Annotated in this window: 20 protein-coding genes; 11 read left to right on the forward strand and 9 right to left on the reverse strand. The window is 45.3% G+C overall.

Annotation, left to right across the window (positions count from 1 at the left end):
• Positions 1-93: 93 nt before the first annotated feature.
• Together NSQ16_RS06560 and NSQ16_RS06565 are read right to left on the reverse strand one after the other, a co-directional pair.
• On the reverse strand, positions 94-567 hold the full coding sequence (locus NSQ16_RS06560; RefSeq protein WP_032678796.1) for a YjfA family protein: 474 nt from the start codon (positions 565-567) through the stop codon (positions 94-96).
• 128 nt (positions 568-695) lie between these two features.
• Positions 696-863 (reverse strand): YjfB family protein, encoded by a 168-nt coding sequence (locus tag NSQ16_RS06565; RefSeq protein ID WP_014476499.1) that lies wholly within the window; start codon positions 861-863, stop codon positions 696-698.
• Between the two features lie 126 nt (positions 864-989).
• On the opposite strand from NSQ16_RS06565, the gene NSQ16_RS06570 reads away from it, so the two are divergent.
• On the forward strand, positions 990-1889 hold the full coding sequence (locus NSQ16_RS06570; RefSeq protein WP_230488582.1) for a DUF2268 domain-containing protein: 900 nt from the start codon (positions 990-992) through the stop codon (positions 1887-1889).
• A gap of 9 nt (positions 1890-1898) precedes the next feature.
• Here the strand turns inward: NSQ16_RS06570 and NSQ16_RS06575 are convergent, their stop codons facing one another.
• Entirely contained in the window at positions 1899-2297 is a 399-nt protein-coding gene (locus NSQ16_RS06575; RefSeq protein WP_230488581.1) for a DUF2809 domain-containing protein, read from the reverse strand.
• A gap of 100 nt (positions 2298-2397) precedes the next feature.
• Positions 2398-2973 carry a YjgB family protein gene (locus NSQ16_RS06580; protein WP_230488580.1) on the reverse strand — a complete coding sequence of 192 codons (576 nt, stop codon included), beginning with the start codon at positions 2971-2973 and terminating at the stop codon, positions 2398-2400.
• Between the two features lie 145 nt (positions 2974-3118).
• On the opposite strand from NSQ16_RS06580, the gene fdhF reads away from it, so the two are divergent.
• The 4 genes from fdhF (at position 3119) to NSQ16_RS06600 (ending at position 8172) form a co-directional block, all read left to right on the forward strand.
• A complete protein-coding gene (gene fdhF / locus NSQ16_RS06585) occupies positions 3119-6076 on the forward strand; it encodes a formate dehydrogenase subunit alpha (RefSeq protein ID WP_339232624.1) in 2958 nt (985 codons plus the stop codon).
• The gene (locus NSQ16_RS06590) at positions 6069-6629 is read left to right on the forward strand and encodes a DUF1641 domain-containing protein (protein WP_029726254.1); all 561 of its coding nucleotides are present in this window, start codon (positions 6069-6071) and stop codon (positions 6627-6629) included. Before fdhF ends, NSQ16_RS06590 begins: the two co-directional genes overlap by 8 nt.
• 196 nt (positions 6630-6825) lie before the next feature.
• Entirely contained in the window at positions 6826-7467 is a 642-nt protein-coding gene (locus tag NSQ16_RS06595; RefSeq protein ID WP_003244850.1) for a DUF4352 domain-containing protein, read from the forward strand.
• Between the two features lie 78 nt (positions 7468-7545).
• Positions 7546-8172: an NUDIX hydrolase gene (locus tag NSQ16_RS06600; RefSeq protein ID WP_072692632.1), complete on the forward strand. Its 627-nt coding sequence runs from the start codon at positions 7546-7548 to the stop codon at positions 8170-8172.
• A gap of 30 nt (positions 8173-8202) precedes the next feature.
• On the opposite strand, the gene NSQ16_RS06605 is transcribed toward NSQ16_RS06600, so the two are convergent.
• Entirely contained in the window at positions 8203-8481 is a 279-nt protein-coding gene (locus NSQ16_RS06605) for a hypothetical protein (protein ID WP_003232791.1), read from the reverse strand.
• Between the two features lie 390 nt (positions 8482-8871).
• On the opposite strand from NSQ16_RS06605, the gene yjiB reads away from it, so the two are divergent.
• Positions 8872-10062, forward strand: a complete 1191-nt coding sequence (gene yjiB / locus NSQ16_RS06610) for a monooxygenase YjiB (RefSeq protein WP_015715711.1) — start codon at positions 8872-8874, stop codon at positions 10060-10062.
• A 22-nt stretch (positions 10063-10084) separates the two neighbouring features.
• On the forward strand, positions 10085-11263 hold the full coding sequence (locus tag NSQ16_RS06615) for a glycosyltransferase (RefSeq protein WP_015715712.1): 1179 nt from the start codon (positions 10085-10087) through the stop codon (positions 11261-11263).
• A gap of 40 nt (positions 11264-11303) precedes the next feature.
• On the opposite strand, the gene NSQ16_RS06620 is transcribed toward NSQ16_RS06615, so the two are convergent.
• A complete protein-coding gene (locus NSQ16_RS06620) occupies positions 11304-11492 on the reverse strand; it encodes a hypothetical protein (RefSeq protein WP_003232781.1) in 189 nt (62 codons plus the stop codon).
• 173 nt (positions 11493-11665) lie between these two features.
• Between NSQ16_RS06620 and NSQ16_RS06625 the strand changes: the two genes are divergently transcribed.
• On the forward strand, positions 11666-12478 hold the full coding sequence (locus NSQ16_RS06625) for a uroporphyrinogen-III synthase (RefSeq protein WP_015715713.1): 813 nt from the start codon (positions 11666-11668) through the stop codon (positions 12476-12478).
• Between the two features lie 45 nt (positions 12479-12523).
• Here the strand turns inward: NSQ16_RS06625 and fetB are convergent, their stop codons facing one another.
• The 3 genes from fetB to NSQ16_RS06640 all read right to left on the reverse strand — a co-directional run bounded on the left by fetB (position 12524) and on the right by NSQ16_RS06640 (position 15122).
• On the reverse strand, positions 12524-13276 hold the full coding sequence (fetB, locus tag NSQ16_RS06630) for an iron export ABC transporter permease subunit FetB (RefSeq protein WP_003232776.1): 753 nt from the start codon (positions 13274-13276) through the stop codon (positions 12524-12526).
• On the reverse strand, positions 13276-14028 hold the full coding sequence (locus NSQ16_RS06635; RefSeq protein ID WP_015715714.1) for an ATP-binding cassette domain-containing protein: 753 nt from the start codon (positions 14026-14028) through the stop codon (positions 13276-13278). Before NSQ16_RS06635 ends, fetB begins: the two co-directional genes overlap by 1 nt.
• 119 nt (positions 14029-14147) lie before the next feature.
• Entirely contained in the window at positions 14148-15122 is a 975-nt protein-coding gene (locus NSQ16_RS06640) for a multidrug resistance efflux transporter family protein (protein WP_029726246.1), read from the reverse strand.
• Between the two features lie 131 nt (positions 15123-15253).
• Here NSQ16_RS06640 and NSQ16_RS06645 point away from each other — a divergent pair, with 131 nt between their 5' ends.
• The 3 genes from NSQ16_RS06645 (at position 15254) to NSQ16_RS06655 (ending at position 17780) form a co-directional block, all read left to right on the forward strand.
• Positions 15254-15751: a cupin domain-containing protein gene (locus tag NSQ16_RS06645; protein ID WP_339232625.1), complete on the forward strand. Its 498-nt coding sequence runs from the start codon at positions 15254-15256 to the stop codon at positions 15749-15751.
• 388 nt (positions 15752-16139) lie between these two features.
• Positions 16140-16562 (forward strand): DUF1641 domain-containing protein, encoded by a 423-nt coding sequence (locus NSQ16_RS06650; RefSeq protein WP_003220510.1) that lies wholly within the window; start codon positions 16140-16142, stop codon positions 16560-16562.
• Between the two features lie 39 nt (positions 16563-16601).
• Positions 16602-17780 carry an NAD(P)/FAD-dependent oxidoreductase gene (locus tag NSQ16_RS06655; protein ID WP_015383407.1) on the forward strand — a complete coding sequence of 393 codons (1179 nt, stop codon included), beginning with the start codon at positions 16602-16604 and terminating at the stop codon, positions 17778-17780.
• Positions 17781-17834 lie beyond the last annotated feature (54 nt).

Below are 17834 nucleotides of genomic sequence, written 5' to 3' on the forward strand. Positions count from 1 at the left end.
CTTTTAAGTCTTTCTTTTATTTTATTACAGGAGAATGGATATTTTAAGGAAAATTAAAGGCTGTCGAGATTTTCTCGACAGCCTTTTTTCTATTTAATAAGAGCCTGTGGTGGCCCAAACATTTAAGTTTGGTCCTGAATACTTGCCGAAAGCGTAAGAAGTCCTTGGATCTAAATCATATACCATCGGTGTATAGCAAGACTTTTGGCCGGCCACCGCTTTTCCATTGCCGCCTGCAGAATCACAATTATATCTCTTTCCGTCCGTGTTTCGGGTAATCTCCGCATTTGCTTCAAAGCCAGACGTCAATGTATTATTCATCGTGATTTTTGCCCAAGCTGTTTTACATGTACTGCTGAATTTAAGCTCGACTACTCCGATGACTTGATTGCTGGCATTCACTAAGTTTGAGGATTTTTTTGTAGAGCCGGTGGACGCACAATCATTGTAATAAGGGCTTTTACCATCGTAGGCATGGGTTTCCGCATTGGCGGGTACACCTTTGGCGGCAAAAACAAATACTACTGCGAATAACACCAATGAAGCCTTCGTAAACAGTCTTTTCATATTCTTTATGACCCCCTTAATATAGCAAACAATAAATCATACGGAGGAACAATCAAAACATGCATGATTTTTTGTGAACAATAAAGGCGGCCGGGAGGATGGAGTTATTGGCCGCCTTTGGTGTGAGGTTAAGCTTTTACATCAATGGTTTGTCCGAGAGTCGGATGCTGAATCATCTTTAAGGTTTGATCGGCATTTTGCTGGGCGGTGTCCAGCATTTTTTTCGTTAAAGCGATATTAACATTCTGGGCAAGGGATGCTTGATGCATCGCAACTGATAAAGCAGGAATATCCATCGTTCCACCTCCTATGCCTTACCTATCGGCGGGTTTGTATGATTTTACAGTGAAAAATGGCTTAATTTCTCCTGTTGACCTTTACGCTGCGGCATATCGTATGTTTTTGACAAGGAGGGAATCAGGATGAATCTTGTAATGGAAAAGACCTTTGAGCAATACGAAAAGCTGTTTTCAATGGAAGAACAGAAAAGAGAAGATGAATTTCGGTATACGATGATGAGGCCGTTTGAAAAGATGTGGACCGCCATCCAAGTTCCGCTGAAAGCGAAGGAGCCAAACGGCTATGATGTGATCATGGCTGCGAAAATGCTGGGCTATTTGGATGTCCGTGATACTGAAAGCGGCCAGAAAGCACTGCAAATACTGAAAGAATCACATGTTTCAGAGACAGCTGAATCTGCACTTCGGCAATGCATATTTTTTGCTGAGCGCGAACAGCTGCGGGTGAATGCAGAGGAGATCAAATTCGGCCTTTATATCGCTGATCCAAATAAACTTCAGCTGCAAAAAGGCTACTGCGGGTTTGGCGGGATACCGGGCTTTATTCATGTATGGATTGATCCGAACCGTTATAACCTGCCAAGGATTCCTTCAATTATTGCTCATGAGTTTCATCATAATGTGCGGTTTTCGTATATAGATTTTCATCATGGCTCTGTAAGTGTCGGGGATTATCTTGTGATTGAAGGATTGGCGGAATCATTCGCCAGAGAGCTGTTTGGCACGGAACGATTGGGCCCTTGGGTAACTCGTTTTGATCATGAGGATTTGCAATATTCCATTGATGTGATTAATGAGGTGCTGGATGTGAAAGGATTTTCGGAAGTCAGCCGTTATATGTTTGGTGATCCAATTGCTAACGATCAAGGCTTTAAGCCTGCTGGTTTATCGGCTTTTGCAGGTTATGCGGTTGGATATCATGCCGTTCAGTCATTTATGAATCAACATCACATGACGATAAGCGAGGCCACGCGTTTGGATGCGAAGGCCATTCTTTCTCAGTGCGGATTGTTTTCCAAATGAAAAAAAGCGTCACATACAGCGGCGCTTTTTGATTCCCAAAACTAGCAGTTCTATGGCGGCACAGGCGGCAATTCCGATTGTATATGCTTCGATATCGCTCCATAAAAAACCGTACCCTAGTACAAGCCCGCCAAGAGAAGCATCCCTAATCTGGTCGATCCATTCGGCATGATAGAGCTGGCTGAATTCAATGACAAAACAGAAAGAAAGACTGATAATGCCCGTTATCATTGTCTTCAGCTTCCGAAATAGAAATCCGCATCCCGTAAAGATCATAGCGGCCCACAACGAGTCTCCCAGATAAGTATTGAGGGTATCAGGAAGAACACTGGAGAATGCTCTGGATCCAAGCCCCAGCCCAATGATCAGTACGGTGAAAACTGCATATATCCAACCATTTCGCTTCATTGCGAATTGATACCCCGTCTCTTTTTCATCTCCCTGTATTGTAAGGAATATATCTTTTATTTGTCCACTAAAAAAGCGGCTGAATAGCCGCATAGGGTGTTTATTTTGCTTTTAGGTTTACATGGTCGGCTGTCTGATCTGTGCCTATTACAAAATGGAGTTCATAGCGGCCTGTATCATATACATAATCGATTTCATCGGTAAACGGGACGGTTAACACCCGATTTGCTGGCCCTAATTGCTTCTGCAGCACTTCCGGCGTAACTCCGCCTAAATTCAGCTGCCGTTCCACACCGGTTCCAAAGTAGCGGATTTCTGAAATTGTCATGTCTTTATGATAGGAAAATCCGTAGCCCGGCTGTCCCATATTCCAGTGATATAAATCAAATCGATTGTCTCCCCCGACTGGTCTTTCCGGTTCCCCAAACGCAGCGTGGACATCCCCTTTTGTGCTTTTGTTAATGGTAAGGCCTTGCGCCTGCTGAGGCATTTCCCCTTTATAGGCGGTGTTATAGAGGTTTTTGACAAGCTCAGCGGCTGATTGATTCGTGTTTTCTGAGAGTGTGTTTGTTTGAGCTGCGGCCTTTGTCGGTGCTGAAAAGGACGCAGCCCCAAAGCCGGTAAAACAGCTTGTTACTGCTGCCGCAGCGGTAATAGCAGACATTGTCTTTTTCATGTTGATCCCTCCTTATTGATCTACCATCCCGTTTCCCGGTGTTAGTGCAATAAAACATGTGAGTGCGCTTTGTATGTTTTATTGAGTTGTTGTAAGGGAACTGAAATAGGTAATTCGGTATATAAAGCAAGAAAGGGGAATGGAGATGCCTGGCAAGAAAAAAATCACAATAAACGGCGTTGAAATGGAAGCGTCCGAGGAACAGACGGTGCTGCAGCTTTTGAATAACAGCTCGATTGAAGTGCCGCAAGTTTGCTATCATCCAAGCTTAGGGCCGATTGAGACATGTGATACGTGCATCGTCAGCATCAATGGTGAGCTGAAGAGGTCGTGCTCCGCTGAATTAAAGGATGGGGATATCATTGATACGCTCTCACCTGACGTGAAAAAAGCGCAGGTCATCGGGATGGACAAGATTTTATATAATCATGAGCTTTATTGTACAGTTTGCGATTACAACAATGGGGGATGCGAAATACATAATACGGTGAAGGAAATGAAAATCAATCACCAAAGCATTCCGTTTGATCACAAGCCATACCATAAGGATGAATCCCATCCGTTTTATCGGTATGATCCAGATCAATGTATTTTGTGCGGACGCTGTGTTGAAGCATGCCAGGACGTTCAGGTAACTGAAACGCTGACCATTGACTGGGAGCGGAAACGCCCGCGCGTCATTTGGGATAACGACGTGCCGATCAATGAGTCGTCATGTGTGTCATGCGGCCATTGTTCAACGGTCTGTCCGTGCAACGCGATGATGGAAAAAGGAATGGAAGGGGAAGCCGGATATTTAACAGGCATCAATAACGAAACGCTGCGACCGATGATCGAGATCACGAAAGGCGTAGAGACAGGCTACGGCTCGATTCTCGCCATTTCTGATATGGAATCGGCCATGCGTGATGAACGAATCAAAAAAACGAAAACCGTCTGCACGTATTGCGGCGTCGGCTGCAGCTTTGATGTCTGGACAAAGGGCAGAGACATTCTGAAAGTAGAGCCGCAGGAGGAAGCGCCAGCCAACGGCATTTCTACTTGTGTGAAAGGCAAGTTCGGTTGGGATTTCGTCAACAGCGAAGAACGCCTGACAAAGCCGCTGATCCGGGAAGGCGATCATTTCCGTGAAGCAGAGTGGGAGGAGGCGTTATCGCTGATCGCCAGCAAGTTCACTGAATTAAAAGAGGCGTTTGGCCCGGATTCTCTCGCTTTTATTACATCTTCTAAATGTACAAATGAAGAATCCTATCTTATGCAAAAGCTGGCCAGAGGTGTCATTGGCACAAATAATGTGGACAACTGCTCTCGCTATTGCCAATCTCCTGCGACTGCCGGCCTGTTCCGGACAGTCGGCTATGGCGGTGATTCAGGATCAATTACAGATATCGCGCAAGCGGACCTTGTTTTGATTATCGGTTCGAACACGTCTGAGTCGCATCCAGTCTTATCCACTCGCATTAAACGGGCTCATAAGCTAAGAGGGCAGAAAGTGATCGTCGCGGATATCAGAAAACACGAAATGGCAGAACGCTCCGATTTATTTGTCCAGCCGCGTGCCGGATCGGATATCGTCTGGCTGAATGCGATCGCCAAATATTTAATAGAAAACGGCAAGGCCGATGAACGATTTTTGAGAGAAAGAGTGAACGGACGAAATGAATATGTAAAAAGCCTCGCGCCGTACACACTTGAATATGCTGAGGAGAAAACCGGGATTGATCGAGAAACCCTTATCCAAATGGCAGAGATGATCGGGCAAGCTGACAGTGTGTGCGCATTGTGGGCGATGGGCGTGACACAGCACATTGGAGGAAGCGACACGAGCACGGCGATCTCTAACCTGCTGCTTGTGACAGGAAACTACGGAAAACCGGGAGCAGGTTCTTACCCATTGCGCGGCCATAATAACGTGCAGGGAGCAAGTGACTTCGGGAGTATGCCTGACAGAATGCCAGGCTATGAAAAAGTGACGGATGAACAAGTCCGCCAAAAATACGAGCGTGTGTGGGGTGTGCCGCTGCCGAAGGAGCCGGGTATGACCAACCACGAAATGATTGAAAAAATCCATTCCGGAAAGTTGAAAGCGATGTATGTAAAAGGTGAAGAAATGGGCCTGGTGGATTCCAATATCAATCATGTACACGCCGCATATGAAAAGCTTGATTTCTTTGTGGTGCAGGACATTTTCCTTTCACGTACAGCGGAGTTTGCTGATGTGGTTCTTCCTGCGAGCCCAAGCCTTGAAAAAGAAGGAACTTTTACAAACACAGAACGCCGGATTCAGCGTTTGTATCAGGTGTTTGAACCGCTGGGCGAATCAAAGCCGGATTGGCAGATTATTATGGAGGTTGCCAATAAGCTTGGCGCCGGCTGGCACTATAAGCATCCTGCAGACATTATGGAGGAAGCAGCCAAGCTGTCGCCGATTTATGCCGGTGTCACCTATGAACGTCTTGAGGGCTATAATTCCCTGCAATGGCCTGTAAACGCTGATGGAAAGGATTCGCCTTTACTCTTTACAGAGCGCTTCCCTTTCCCGGACGGCAAGGCCATTCTCTACCCTGTCCAGTGGACAGAGCCTGAGGAATTCGGTGAGGAATATGATATCCATGTCAACAATGGGCGGCTCTTGGAGCACTTCCACGAAGGGAACCTGACTTACAAATCAAAAGGGATTTCGGAGAAAACACCGGAAGTGTTCCTAGAAATTTCTCCTGAGCTTGCGGCAGAACGAGGGATTCAGGACGGAACCCTCGTCAGACTCACATCGCCTTTCGGAAATGTCAAAGTGAAGTGCCTGATTACTGATCGAGTCAAAGGGAAGGAAGTATATCTGCCAATGAACGATTCAGGGGAAGCGGCGATCAACCTGTTAACAGGCAGCCATGCCGATAAGGATACCGATACGCCTGCTTACAAAGAAACATCGGCCAAGATGGAAATTTTGAAGCACGACGGAATCAGCCCGCTGCCTAAGATCAACCACCGCAACGGCAATCCGCAGCCGCAAATCGGTGTGCAGGTTCAAAAGAAATGGGCGCGGAAGGATTATATTTTCCCTGGTGACGCTGTGAAAAGGGGGATGGGCCATAATGGCTAAAGCGATTAAACGAATTCAAAAAATCGAGGTAACAGAAGAAGATCAGCGAAAGCGTGATTTGCGGGAAATTGAAGATGCTCTAGTTGATCACAAAGAAGCGATTCTCGAAACATTGCATATGCTGGGCCATATGAACGAGCGCGGGGTCCTGCCGTTGCTCCGCGGCCTTTTTGGCCAAGGGGATAAAGTTCTTGATATTCTGGTGAAAAAAGCAGATACAGAGGAAACGGCCAACACGCTGAAAAATCTGCTTCTTCTGTTTGGAACACTCGGCATGCTGGACGTGAAGCAGCTGGAGCCTCTCATTTTGAAAGTGAATGCGGGTGTGGCAAGCGCTGTAGAGCAGAAAAACAGCGAAGAAAAGACAGGTTATTTTGATATTATCCGCTCGCTAAAAGACCCGGAAATCAACAAATCAATTACACTGCTCTTTTCCTTTTTAAAAGGAATGGGACAAGATACAAAGGAGCTGGAACGCACGACGCAGCCTCCCGAGCACCAAAAACATCATCAGGAACCTCGAGAGAAAAGGGGAATGAATAAGCGAGATTGACCTCCCACCCGAGCGGCTTCAGCCAGCTCGGGTTTTTTGATGAAAAGGTCTAATGGACTAGTAAAAAATATTCAAATACTAGGAAGAAGTAAGATTGTGATGAATGAGATAGAAATAATCGTTACTTTCTTACCTGTTAAGAAAAGGAAAAATCTGATTATAATAGAAATCGATTACTTTAGATGGGGGAACAATCATGAAAAAAGTCTTATTACTATTATTTGTCTTGACGATCGGGTTAGCGCTTTCAGCGTGCAGCCAATCGAGCGATGCGTCAGAGAAGGAAAAACCGAAAGAGAAAAAATCGCAAGAAGAGCTTGAAAAGGAACTTGATAAGGAATTGAAAAAAGGCGGTGAGCCGAAGACCAAAAAAGATGATCAAATACATAAAATAGGAGAAACATTTAAAGCAGGACATACGAATTTTACAGTGAATAAAGTTGATAGAGTGCAAAAAGGTGAATATATGAATGTTGGCGGAGCTGTAAATGAGGAGACAAAAACAATAAAAGATGATGAGGAACGGCTTATTATAGAAGTTACGATGGAAAATATAGGGGAAGATTCAATAAGCTACAATTTTATCGGGTTTGATTTAAGAGATAAGAATGATCAATCAGTGCGGCCTGTTTTTTCTATAGAAGAGAAGGGCAGAATCCTTATGGGAGGAACACTAGTATCGGGGAAAAAGGTTACAGGTGTACTCAGTTATGTCATCCCTAAAGGAGAACAGAAACATTACACACTGGTATATAATCCTTTTTTAGCTGATACAAATAGCAGTAATACAGAAGAGAGAGTAAAGGACGATATTGATTACTTGGTGAAGTTAGATTAGAAGCTAATTTACAGTTGCACGTTTTTCATCTGTGGAAAACGTGCATTTTTTATAGCGAAACTTGACTTGAAAGGATGAGTGATAAAAGTGCAAACCAAATGGCTGGAACGGGCACAGCGGATTCAAGCGATTGCACAGGCTGGGCTTGCTTTTTCCAAGGATGTGTACGACAGGGAGAGGTACGAAGAGCTAATGAAGCTCAGTGCAGAAATGATGGCGGATTACTCACAGACGGACATTGAAGTTATCACTGATTTATGGAGTGGGGAGAGCGGCTATCCAACACCGAAAGCGGATGTGCGTGGCGCAGTATTCCGAGAGAATCAGATTTTGCTTGTCCGGGAGAAGCATGATGAGCTGTGGTCGCTGCCGGGCGGATTTTGCGAGATTGGTTTATCGCCGGCTGAAAACGTCGTCAAGGAAATCAAAGAAGAGTCGGGGTACGATACAGAGCCGTCTCGATTGCTGGCCGTGCTAGACAGCCATAAGCACTCTCATCCCCCTCAGCCTTATCACTATTATAAAATCTTCATTGCATGCAGCATGACGGGTGGGCTGGGGGAAACAGGGATCGAGACGAATCATGCCGCTTTTTTTCCGGAAGACAGACTCCCGCCGCTCTCTCCAAAACGAAACACACCCTCACAGCTTAGCATGCTGTTTGACTTTTTGCGCCATCCGGACAAGAAAACGATATTTGACTAAAAAAGAAAGAGCCTATGGGCTCTTTCTTTTTTATAATGTAATGTGTTTTTCGTTGGCGAGTTTCAGAAGGGTCAAAATAGAATCGGCTTGTTTATGGCCGAGTTTTTGCTTTAATTTGTTTTCTTCAACTAATCTGCTGCCATAAATTTTAACAGAGGCTTTGTCGACGACAGTATGCCAGTTTTCCTGTTTTTTTCCCTCAACAAGCGGTTTTTCATGTCTCTCAGAAAAAGAGAACACAAAGAGTACGAATGCAAGTGAAAGTAGGATTCCGACAACTTGTTTTTTGTAATCAGTCTGTGCTGCCACGTTGTTCTCTCCTTCATCTTTTACCTTCTATTTAATCATAGAACCAAATTATTTTACATAATGGGAAAGTCATTTTTGGAGTTAGTGCATTTGGTTGAAAACAGAGACGTTTTTTGAGCGGAGCGGTGCAATTGAATCCATATTGGATTTGCGTGCTTATGCCTAAGGTCACGTTGTGAGCCAAAACAGCAGTGCAGAATAGAAAAAAATTGAAAGATTATGGTAAGATGAACGAAATTCGAGGGGGAATATATGATGCCTGCATCGAACATCGTGATCGCCTGCCTGCTGTTATCAATTTAATTATTTGTGGTAGTCCCTCTCTTTTTCGAAAGCGGGAGGTGAAGTGGAACATTAATTGCTGAATTCTTTCAAGGGGAGTGACCGTACATGAATGTGTTAAACCGCCGGCAAGCCTTGCAGCGAGCGCTGCTCAATGGGAAAAACAAACAGGATGCGTATCATCCGTTTCCATGGTACGAATCGATGAGAAAGGATGCGCCTGTTTCCTTTGATGAAGAAAATCAAGTGTGGAGCGTTTTTCTTTATGATGATGTCAAAAAAGTTGTTGGGGATAAAGAGCTGTTTTCCAGTTACATGCCGCAGCAGACAAGCTCTATTGGAAATTCCATCATTAACATGGACCCGCCGAAGCATACAAAAATCCGTTCAGTCGTGAATAAAGCCTTTACTCCGCGCGTGATGAAGCAATGGGAACCGAGAATTCAAGAAATCACAGATGAACTGATTCAAAAATGTCAGGGGCGCAGTGAGTTTGACCTTGTTCACGATTTTTCATACCCGCTTCCGGTTATTGTGATATCTGAGCTGCTAGGAGTGCCTTCAGCGCATATGGATCAGTTTAAAGCATGGTCTGATCTTCTGGTCAGTACACCGAAGGATAAAAGTGAAGAAGCTGAAAAAGCCTTTTTGGAAGAACGAGATAAGTGTGAGGAAGAACTGGCTGCGTTTTTTGCCGGCATCATAGAAGAAAAGCGAAACAAACCGGCACAGGATATTATTTCTATTTTAGTGAAAGCGGAAGAAACAGGCGAGAAGCTGTCCGGTGAAGAGCTGATTCCGTTTTGCACGCTGCTGCTGGTGGCCGGAAATGAAACCACTACAAACCTGATTTCAAATGCGATGTACAGCATATTAGAAACGCCAGGCGTTTACGAGGAACTGCGCAGCCATCCTGAACTGATGCCTCAGGCAGTCGAGGAAGCCTTACGTTTCAGAGCGCCCGCCCCGGTTTTGAGACGCATTGCCAAGCGGGATACGGAAATCGGGGGGCACCTGATTAAAGAAGGTGATATGGTTTTGGCGTTTGTGGCATCGGCAAATCGTGATGAAGTGAAGTTTGACAGGCCGCACATGTTTGATATCCGCCGCCATCCCAATCCGCATATTGCGTTTGGCCATGGCATCCATTTTTGCCTTGGGGCTCCGCTTGCCCGTCTTGAAGCAAATATCGCGTTAACGTCTTTGATTTCTGCTTTTCCTCAAATGGAGTGCGTCAGTATCACTCCGATTGAAAACAGTGTGATATACGGATTAAAGAGCTTCCGTGTGAAAATGTAATAGATAAGGAGACTGGAGATTCATGAAAAAGTACCATATTTCGATGATCAATATCCCGGCGTACGGACATGTCAATCCTACGCTTGCTTTAGTAGAGAAGCTTTGTGAGAAAGGGCACCGTGTCACGTACGCGACGACTGAGGAGTTTGCGCCCGCTGTTCAGCAAGCCGGTGGAGAAGCATTGATCTATCATACATCCTTGAATATTGATCCTAAGCAAATCAGGGAGATGATGGAAAAGAATGACGCGCCCCTCAGCCTTTTGAAAGAATCACTCAGCATTCTGCCGCAGCTTGAGGAGTTATATAAGGGTGATCAGCCTGATCTGATCATCTATGACTTTGTTGCGCTGGCTGGTAAATTGTTTGCTGAAAAGCTTAATGTTCCGGTCATTAAGCTCTGTTCGTCATATGCCCAAAATGAATCCTTTCAGTTAGGAAATGAAGACATGCTGAAGAAAATAAAAGAAGCAGAGGCTGAATTTAAAGCCTACTTGGAGCAAGAGAAGTTGCCGGCTGTTTCATTTGAACAGTTAGCTGTGCCGGAAGCATTAAATATTGTCTTTATGCCGAAGTCTTTTCAGATTCAGCATGAGACGTTCGATGACCGTTTCTGTTTTGTCGGCCCCTCTCTCGGAGAACGAAAGGAACAAGAAGGCCTGTTGATTGACAAGGATGATCGCCCGCTTATGCTGATTTCTTTGGGTACGGCGTTTAACGCATGGCCGGAATTTTACAAGATGTGCATCAAGGCATTTCGGGATTCTTCATGGCAAGTGATCATGTCGGTTGGGAAAACGATTGATCCAGCAAGCTTGGAGGATATTCCTGCTAACTTTACCATTCGCCAAAGTGTGCCGCAGCTTGAGGTGTTAGAGAAAGCTGATTTGTTCATCTCTCATGGCGGGATGAACAGTACGATGGAAGCGATGAACGCAGGTGTGCCGCTTGTCGTCATTCCGCAAATGTATGAGCAAGAGCTCACTGCAAATCGGGTTGATGAATTAGGCCTTGGCGTTTATTTGCCGAAAGAGGAAGTGACTGTTTCCAGCCTGCAGGAAGCGGTTCAGGCTGTATCCAGTGATCAAGAGCTGCTCAGCCGCGTCAAGAATATGCAAAAGGATGTAAAAGAAGCTGGCGGAGCGGAGCGTGCGGCAGCTGAGATTGAAGCGTTTATGAAAAAATCCGCTGTCCCGCAGTAAAAACATAAAAACCGAAATCAATTTGATTTCGGTTTTCTGTTTAAATATTTTTTTTCATCCCGCATCTCCGGCATTCTCTAAGAAATTTTCCGCCTTTTACAGAGCTTTTGAACAGTGTGTAATCACAGTTGTCGCAGCGCCCGCTGCGGGCGTCCGGATATTCATTGAATTCGTAAACGATCGATGTATCGTAGCCTTTTGTTTCATATTCTTCTTTTTTTGTTTCCATGTCGTCCCTCCGTTACAAGACGTGTCTGCTGTTTATCTTACAGCAAGCTTCCGGCGTATTCAATGGATTTTAGAGGTTTGGGTTTATCTTGATTTCTCCCTTGGTTTGCGCCAAAATAGCTTTAATAAGCTTGTATACATAAAAAGCCTATGCAAAGAGGAGAGGAAACGGGTATGGGAAAAGGGTTACTTGGAAAACGTGTGGCAATCGGTGGCTCACGAAAAACGGAAGAAATCAGTACAATCATTGAAAAACAGGGCGGAATACCTGTCATCCGGCCTCTCCAAGGTACAGTTTACTTAGCAGAGAAGCAGGTGGAGCCGGATTTGCGGACGTTTGCGGAAGAAAAAGCTGACTGGGTCATTTTCACGACAGGCATCGGGTTGGAGACTCTTGTCGATATGGCAGAGAAAATTGGACTGAAAGATGAGTTTCTGCAGGCCATTCGCCAAGCGAAAGCGGCATGCCGGGGATACAAAACGCTGTCTGCGTTGAAAAAGCTTGGGATCACACCGGAAGCTTCGGATGAAGACGGGACAACAAGAGGCTTAATCCGTTCTTTGGAGCCTCACGACTTTTCAGGAAAAACAGTCATGGTGCAGCTTCATGGCGAAAAAGCGCCGGCTCTCATGGCATTTCTTGAAGAAAAAGGCGCGTCTGTCCTGCCGATTCTGCCTTATCAGCACATCCCGCCGGAGGAGGAAACGGTGGAGCGGTTATGCCGAGAGCTGATGAACGATGAGATCGATGCCGTTTGTTTTACAACGGCCATTCAGGTTCGTTCCCTGTTTGATTTTGCCAAGGGGCGAGGTTATATCAATGAAGTGAAGAAGGTATTCGAAGAACGCGCCATCGCAGCTGCTGTCGGAAAAGTGACTGCTGAAGCACTGCGGGAAGAGGGCATTACGAGACTGCTTGCGCCAGAGATTGAGCGGATGGGTGCGATGATTGTTGAGCTGGCCAAGTATTATGAAGAAAAGGAATAACAAGTACAAAAAGCCGCTTTTCCCTCGGAAAGCGGCTTTTGTCTGTCATTCATTCTGCTTCAGCTGCTGATGAACGGTGAATAATGATGGGTATGTCAGCACGCTTAAGATTACACAAGTCAGCGCGGCTGAGGCCATCGTTGTAAACACGATTAAGAGTTGAAAGCGTACTGCCTGAATCGGGTCCGCGCCGGCTAGAATCTGGCCTGTCATCATGCCGGGAAGCTGGACAAGACCCAGTGTTTTCTGGCTTTCGAGCGTCGGGATCATACTCATTTTCATCGCTGAAGTAAGAATGCGCTGTATGGATTGCTTCGGTGTGCCGCCAAGTGACAATATTAATTGAATTTCTTCTTTGCGAACGCCGACTTCTGAGTTAAGCCGGTTTAGAAACAAACTCGAGAGCACCATCGAATTTCCGATGACCATCCCGCTGATCGGAATGACATATCGTGCCGTAAGCGGAATGATATGAAGAGACAGCAGAATTCCCTGCGTCACAATTTCTACGATTGCTAACGCGGCAAACACCCTCCAAAACGAACCGATAGTATTTTTCTTTCGCTTGATGACATTTTGCGCCGCCACCGCGAGCATTAACAGCACCATCAGCAGGATAAAAACAGGGTGGTCTCCGCGAAAAATCAGCGACAAAACATAACCGATGATAAGCAGCTGCACCGCGGCCCGGATGGTGGCGATGATCATGTCTTTTTCTACACCGGCTTTAAAGGATTTTGATAAAAACAAGGCGATCAAAACAAAGATCATCGTTAAAGAGAGAGAAAGGTAATCCATTACCGAGTGCCTCCCTTCAAAAATTCTTTCGCTGCTTCATGCTGCGGAGCGGAGAAAAATGTTTCGGTTTCTGCGATTTCAAGCAGCCGGCCATCTGCCATAAACCAAATGGTATCGGCTACTCGTTTTGCCTGCTCCATATTATGAGTGACCCACATGACTGTCCATTTTTTCTCTTGATGCTGACGTTTGATCAGTTCTTCAATCTCAAGAGCAGAAACCGGGTCCAATGCCGACGTGATTTCGTCCAACAATAGAATGGAGGAAGGATTTGAGAGCGTTCTGGCCAGTGACAGTCTTTGCCGCTGCCCGCCCGATAAGTCTCTGGCGCTTCTGTCTAACAGCTCTGACGGCAGCCCTGTAAGAGAAGCCAGCTTTTCAGGAGAGTACAGCTGGGATTGATGCAGCCTTTGTACAAGACTTAAATTGTCACGCACTGTCCCGTCGAGCACGGGAGCCGATTGAAACGCGAGGGCTGCCGTTCTCCTCAGCTCATTGACATTCCATTCTCTTACTTCCTTTCCATATATTTTGATTTCGCCGCTGTCAGGCGTTCTCATTAAATTACACATAGAAAGGAGGGTGCTTTTGCCTGAGCCGGAAGGGCCTAAAACGGCTACGATTGCACCCTGTTGAATGTCTCCGGTGACATCCTGCAGCACATCATAGGTTTGTCCATCTTGTTTATAGCTTTTTCTGACTGATCTGAAGGAGATGGCTGGTATGTTTTGTGTTTGATCGTTTGCTTCCATTACAATAATCACCTTTCAATATAAGTAGGCTGACATTATATTTAACTATAACGTGAAACAGATTCCTTTTGGTAGCACAAATAAAGGAGAACAGGCTTTCACCCATTCTCCTGCAGATGCTACGCAGTCAGATTTGACTGTGCTTTCTTTTTCGGTTTTCTCGGCTGTGAAGCGAAGGTATGTAACATCATCCCCGCTATTATAATGAACAAACCGGCAAATGATAATAGAGATGGGAAAACGCCTGACAGCAGAACAATTTCACCAAGCAGCGCGAAAATCACTTCACCGGATTGAGTGGCTTCAACAGCTGCGAGTTTTTGCGGATTGTCTCTTACCATATCAGTGGCCCAGAAAAATAAAACCGTCGCAATGATGCCTGAGCTGACGGCAACGATAAAGGATTGAACGGTTTGACTTGCTGTTGGAAGGCCATCTGACCACCAGCCGTAAGCTGCTAATATAAGCCAGAATGGAAGGCTTGCCAATGTCATTCCAAGCACGCGCTGAAATGTATCAAGCCGGCCTCCGTATTCTTCGAGCATTCTCCTGTTTCCTAACGGATAGGCAAAAGCCGCAATGACAACCGGCAGCACACTGAAAAGCAGCATCCTCCCAGAAAGCGATTCTGCATGCTGAAGCTGAATCAGAGCCGCTCCAATCAGGATGATCACAGAAGTGCCAAGTGAAACCAGGGGAATCTTTTGGCGAACGAGCTGCGGAGCGCCCGGCATATCTTGTTTGACATAAAACAAAGGAGATAAGAGCACCCCGGCTACAATTGTAATTTGCCAGGTTCCGGCTATGAGCCACCCCGGACCGTATGCAGCCGCAAATGTAATCGGCGCGTAAAAAAGCACGAAGCCGACGAAGCTCCATTTGATCCAATAAAACGGCTTTTTCCTCATCTCTAGTAAGAGAGGCGTGAATGTCCCTCTCATGATGACAATCAAACATAAAAACGGCACCATAAAAATAAAGCGCAGCGAAGAGCTCCAAAGCCAGCTGCCTCCTGATAACTCCATCGCTCTGTTTAATATAAAGGTAACGGCGAAAAAGAGTGAAGCCAATATTCCGATAACGATAGCTTTCATGATATCCCTCATTCTGGCATTATTTTTTTATACTATACTATTCGGTATCATGCAGATCAATGGAATCATGAGAAAAACATCATGTTTGGCGAACCGCTATGTGTGGAAGACAAAAAAGGGAGGTGAAATTGATGGAAAAAGAGACACAGACATACTTCTTTCCGGCTGACGGCAGGATTCCGAATCACCCTGATTTTCCGCTCGTGGTGTATCAAAACGCGCTTAAGGACACCGGACTGGCAGAGCGGATCGTCATCCGGCATGGCTGGTCAAACAGCTGGTCAGGGAGTGTTTTTCCATACCATCATTATCACAGCAATACGCATGAAGTCCTGTTTGCCCTTAGGGGAGAGGCTGTGATTCAGTTTGGGGGTGAAAAAGGGGCTGCCATCCCTTTCAAATCAGGCGACGCAGTCGTGATTCCAGCCGGAGTCGGACATAAAAAGCTCAGCTCAAGCCCCGATTTTACTGTCCTTGGCGCCTATCCCGGAGGCGTTCAGTATGATATGAAGACGGGGAAGCCCAATGAGCGGGAGGAAGCGCTCAAACAGATTAAGCAGGCGGCGTTGCCGGCGAATGATCCGATCACAGGAAAAAGAGAGCCTCTATTGGAAATATGGGTAAAGTGAAGGGGAGAAATTGCTGGATTGTCAATAACTAGTGCCGCAGAAACGATATGACATGAGCTCCATATAAATTAATTTCATAATCGAAGCAATTCACGTTCAAATTTTGTTCAAAAAGTGTTATCATATAGAAGGTAATCGAATTGGAGTTTTTTGTGTTTGCTATTTTCAGAGAGAGTAAAGGATTTTGACTTATTCAATTGTTTATTTTTAGTTAAAAATAATACTGAATATGGCAAGATGAAAAACTGGGTAGTAAACATTTATTTTTGTAAATGATTGTGCACGAATTCACAATCCTTATTCTTATGCCTTAAAAGCGTGAGACAGGGAGAGGCACTACCCTTTCCAAAAAAATCAGCAAACTGCTTATAGTAAAGGAGAATTGGATATGCCAGAAACAATCGATCAAACAAATGCGTCTGTCAGCCAAAGCCAGCAAGATCTTATTGATCAGCTATTAAAGCCAGAAGTTCAAGAATCATTGACTGTTTTAGTTGACCAGCTTCCGAAGCTGACTGAGTTAGTGAATATTTTAACGAAGTCTTATGATTTCGCTCAGTCTGTAGCGACTGACGAAGTGTTAAAGAGCGACACAGTCGGTGCGATCACTGAAATTCTCGAGCCTGTAAAAGAAACAGCGAAAGAAGTAGCTGCGACTGCGATTGAAGCAAAAGACCGCGCGGAAGCAAGCAACGAAACAATTGGACTTTTCGGCCTTCTTCGCATGCTGAAAGATCCTCAAGCTCAAAAGCTGTTCCGTTTTGCTAACAGCTACCTTGAAGTCATGAACGAACGCGAAAACCAAAAATAATCTCAGATTCAAATTGATATAAAGGACGGAGGATATACGATGTCAAAACATATTGTCATTCTAGGCGCTGGTTATGGCGGAGTTCTTTCTGCTCTAACAGTTCGCAAACATTACACAAAAGAACAAGCACGCGTGACAGTGGTAAACAAATACCCTACTCACCAAATCATTACGGAATTACACCGCCTTGCTGCAGGCAACGTGTCTGAAAAAGCGGTTGCAATGCCATTAGAAAAACTTTTCAAAGGCAAAGACATTGATCTTAAAATTGCGGAAGTAAGCTCTTTCTCTGTTGATAAAAAAGAAGTTGCGCTTGCTGACGGTTCTACATTAACTTACGATGCGCTTGTTGTAGGTCTTGGTTCTGTAACGGCTTACTTCGGCATCCCAGGTCTTGAAGAAAACAGCATGGTATTGAAATCTGCTGCCGATGCGAACAAAGTCTTTCAACATGTTGAAGATCGTGTGCGCGAGTACTCTAAAACGAAAAACGAAGCAGATGCAACAATCCTTATCGGCGGCGGCGGCTTAACAGGTGTTGAGCTTGTTGGTGAGCTTGCTGACATCATGCCGAACCTTGCGAAAAAATACGGCGTAGACCATAAAGAAATCAAATTAAAACTTGTTGAAGCAGGTCCGAAGATCCTTCCTGTTCTTCCGGATGATCTTATCGAGCGTGCGACTGCAAGCCTTGAAAAACGCGGCGTTGAGTTCTTAACAGGTCTTCCTGTTACAAATGTAGAAGGAAACGTAATTGATCTGAAAGACGGATCTAAAGTTGTTGCCAACACATTTGTTTGGACTGGCGGCGTACAAGGTAACCCATTAGTCGGTGAATCAGGTCTAGAAGTGAACCGCGGACGCGCGACTGTAAATGACTTCCTGCAATCTACATCTCATGAAGATGTATTCGTTGCTGGAGACAGCGCAGTTTACTTCGGTGCAGACGGCCGTCCATACCCGCCAACTGCACAAATCGCATGGCAAATGGGTGAGCTGATCGGTTACAACCTATTCGCTTACTTGGAAGGCAAAACGCTTGAAACATTCAAGCCAGTAAACTCTGGTACACTTGCAAGCCTTGGACGCAAAGACGCGGTTGCCATCATTGGTGCAAATTCTACACCGCTTAAAGGTCTTCCTGCTTCCTTGATGAAAGAAGCAAGTAACGTACGCTACTTAACACACATTAAAGGACTTTTCAGCCTGGCTTACTAATCCTTTCTATGAATCTGACATTGCCAAAAGCATTCCTTTCCGAGTGCTTTCTGG

Source organism: Bacillus sp. PS108 (assembly GCF_037963335.1).
GTDB classification, from domain to species: domain Bacteria; phylum Bacillota; class Bacilli; order Bacillales; family Bacillaceae; genus Bacillus; species Bacillus subtilis.

Coding starts and splice junctions, on each gene's coding strand:
- NSQ16_RS06645 (WP_339232625.1), top strand. CDS start 15,254: ATGGAAAAAGAGACACAGACATACTTCTTTCCGGCTGACGGCAGGATT.
- NSQ16_RS06620 (WP_003232781.1), bottom strand. CDS start 11,492: ATGGAAACAAAAAAAGAAGAATATGAAACAAAAGGCTACGATACATCG.
- NSQ16_RS06570 (WP_230488582.1), top strand. CDS start 990: ATGAATCTTGTAATGGAAAAGACCTTTGAGCAATACGAAAAGCTGTTT.
- fetB (WP_003232776.1), bottom strand. CDS start 13,276: ATGGATTACCTTTCTCTCTCTTTAACGATGATCTTTGTTTTGATCGCC.
- NSQ16_RS06565 (WP_014476499.1), bottom strand. CDS start 863: ATGGATATTCCTGCTTTATCAGTTGCGATGCATCAAGCATCCCTTGCC.
- NSQ16_RS06625 (WP_015715713.1), top strand. CDS start 11,666: ATGGGAAAAGGGTTACTTGGAAAACGTGTGGCAATCGGTGGCTCACGA.
- NSQ16_RS06590 (WP_029726254.1), top strand. CDS start 6,069: ATGGCTAAAGCGATTAAACGAATTCAAAAAATCGAGGTAACAGAAGAA.
- NSQ16_RS06655 (WP_015383407.1), top strand. CDS start 16,602: ATGTCAAAACATATTGTCATTCTAGGCGCTGGTTATGGCGGAGTTCTT.
- NSQ16_RS06650 (WP_003220510.1), top strand. CDS start 16,140: ATGCCAGAAACAATCGATCAAACAAATGCGTCTGTCAGCCAAAGCCAG.
- NSQ16_RS06635 (WP_015715714.1), bottom strand. CDS start 14,028: ATGGAAGCAAACGATCAAACACAAAACATACCAGCCATCTCCTTCAGA.
- NSQ16_RS06575 (WP_230488581.1), bottom strand. CDS start 2,297: ATGAAGCGAAATGGTTGGATATATGCAGTTTTCACCGTACTGATCATT.
- fdhF (WP_339232624.1), top strand. CDS start 3,119: ATGCCTGGCAAGAAAAAAATCACAATAAACGGCGTTGAAATGGAAGCG.
- NSQ16_RS06580 (WP_230488580.1), bottom strand. CDS start 2,973: ATGAAAAAGACAATGTCTGCTATTACCGCTGCGGCAGCAGTAACAAGC.
- NSQ16_RS06640 (WP_029726246.1), bottom strand. CDS start 15,122: ATGAAAGCTATCGTTATCGGAATATTGGCTTCACTCTTTTTCGCCGTT.
- yjiB (WP_015715711.1), top strand. CDS start 8,872: ATGAATGTGTTAAACCGCCGGCAAGCCTTGCAGCGAGCGCTGCTCAAT.
- NSQ16_RS06595 (WP_003244850.1), top strand. CDS start 6,826: ATGAAAAAAGTCTTATTACTATTATTTGTCTTGACGATCGGGTTAGCG.
- NSQ16_RS06615 (WP_015715712.1), top strand. CDS start 10,085: ATGAAAAAGTACCATATTTCGATGATCAATATCCCGGCGTACGGACAT.
- NSQ16_RS06560 (WP_032678796.1), bottom strand. CDS start 567: ATGAAAAGACTGTTTACGAAGGCTTCATTGGTGTTATTCGCAGTAGTA.